The 1,971-nt window shown below is 42.5% G+C and carries 1 protein-coding gene; it reads right to left on the bottom strand.

What is annotated here, in order from left to right; all coding sequences use genetic code 11:
- Positions 1-343 precede the first annotated feature (343 nt).
- A complete protein-coding gene (locus DSOL_RS25935) occupies positions 344-1,642 on the bottom strand; it encodes an IS110 family RNA-guided transposase (protein ID WP_075367577.1) in 1,299 nt (432 codons plus the stop codon).
- Positions 1,643-1,971: the final 329 nt, after the last annotated feature.

Below are 1,971 nucleotides of genomic sequence, written 5' to 3'. Positions count from 1 at the left end.
GACCAGCTAATAAAAGTCAAGAACTTCTCTGATTAATTCTTAAACTTTTGTTGCTGAAAAGGAGGGTACAACGAACTAAGCCACTGAAAAATCCGAACAATGACTAAAACCGATGTTTGATTAGGGACACGAAACGCTCGGCGCTTGCCAAGCAAACTCTCTTTTAATCTGGGGTAATTCTTTAGGGTGAAAAGAGACTTTGCCGTCTCTAAGCGTTTGGGTGCAGTGTACGTGTCAATGGGCGGATCGGCGAGCATATCCTCAGCCTAAAGGCCTCCGGTATCCCTCGTATCACCCTTGACACTAATCGAGCGAGTTCTATCTAATCCAGATATATTCTGCCTCAGGCAGCCACGGGTTGAAGCTTTGTTGTTCTCCAAGATTGATGATCTTCGGGCTTCCTAATTTCAAAGGACTTTTGGTCACGTAGAACGGCAAAGATGTAGTGGAGAAGTTTGTGCATAACGGCCACGAGAGCGACCTTTTTCTTCTTATTGACGCATTTAGAGGTATAAAAATCCCGCATAACAGGGTTAATCTCCTCACCCTTCCGTGTTGTTCGAATGGAGGCCATAGCGGCTGTAAAAAGAACTCTTCTTCCAAACCGTGTGCCCCGTTTAGAAATTTTATTTCTGTCCCCATTGAATTTACCCGACTGATTGACCGAGGGATCAATACCAAAGAAGGCCGTGAAAGCTTTAGGAGATTTGAAAAGGGTAAAATCTCCGATCTCTGCAATGAGCGTAGCAGCTGTCAAAAAGCCAATACCGGGTATTTCATCCAGAAGTTCAATATTTCGTCTTGCACTTGCTGGAAACTGATCAGACTCAATCATCGTATGGATCTGTGCTTCGATACCATTTAAACTGGTCTGCATGTTTTCTATGCCATCAATATGAACCTTGATTTTAGCGTCAAGCAATGAAAACTCTTGGGGCATAGAAGAAGCAAGCTGAGCACATTCTTGAAGCTGTTTTACCTTGTTAGAAGCCCATGCAGAACTCTTACGACTTGTTTTAGAGATCAGCAAAGTAAGAGTCTCAAGGTCAGCCTTTTGTATGGCTCTAGGCGAGGGATAACTCTTCAGAACGGCTAACGCCGTTTTACCAAGAGTCCCCGAGAACGCGTTAAGAAATCCCGGAAAAAGCAGGTAAAGATCTGTACAGAGCCTGTTCTTCATCTCCGTAAGCATATCTGAAAGGGCGTAATACTCCCTCGTCATCATACGCAAAGCAAGAATTTGAGGTTCAGGTACCATGGAGACTTTCACATCTTGGTATTTAGCCAGCCTAGCGATCGCTTCAGCATCTTTCTTATCATTTTTCACTTTTCTTAAGTCGAAATTCTTGGTAGAATGGACACACAAGGGATTAAGCACAAAACCCTTGAGGTCATTCGATCTTAAGAAGAAGAAGAGTGGTAAATGAAAGATACCCGTAGATTCTACGAAGTAGATGGGCTTTCGTTTTAACCGCTCTTCTTCTTTTTTTAGAATATCGAGCAGTTTATGAAAGCCTGCGGGATTATGATCAATCCTAAAGGGTTTACGAATAAGTTCGCCATTGGGAGCGAGCATAGCAACAAGGGAGAATTCCGAAGAAACATCGATTCCGACGACGAAATCGTTTAAAAACTGAGACAAAAAAACACGACCTTTCAAACAGATGAATCAGAGCATCCACTAAAGAAGAATGTCAAACAACCTTGCATTTGAAACGGGTAACACGAAAGCCGTGACCCAACCAGCTAAACATCGAATCATTCTTGTGGAGTGACACGCTAATTCACGGATAAGTCCTCAAAAGAGGGATCCAGGAGGAACGCACATCTATCTCTCTGACAAGAAACGATTATACCATGATGTTTAGTGATAGTGTGTCAAATGATTCATCTGAACAATAAGGATTAGATTTTCAAAGAACGTTCGGGTTTGTTTTAAGACCTGAACCCTATATTTATCTTACAAGGAGG

The organism is Desulfosporosinus metallidurans (genome assembly GCF_001936615.1).
GTDB lineage: Bacteria > Bacillota > Desulfitobacteriia > Desulfitobacteriales > Desulfitobacteriaceae > Desulfosporosinus > Desulfosporosinus metallidurans.
Note: the sequence above shows the minus strand (reverse complement) of the source record. Positions and strands in the feature narration are given on the sequence as shown.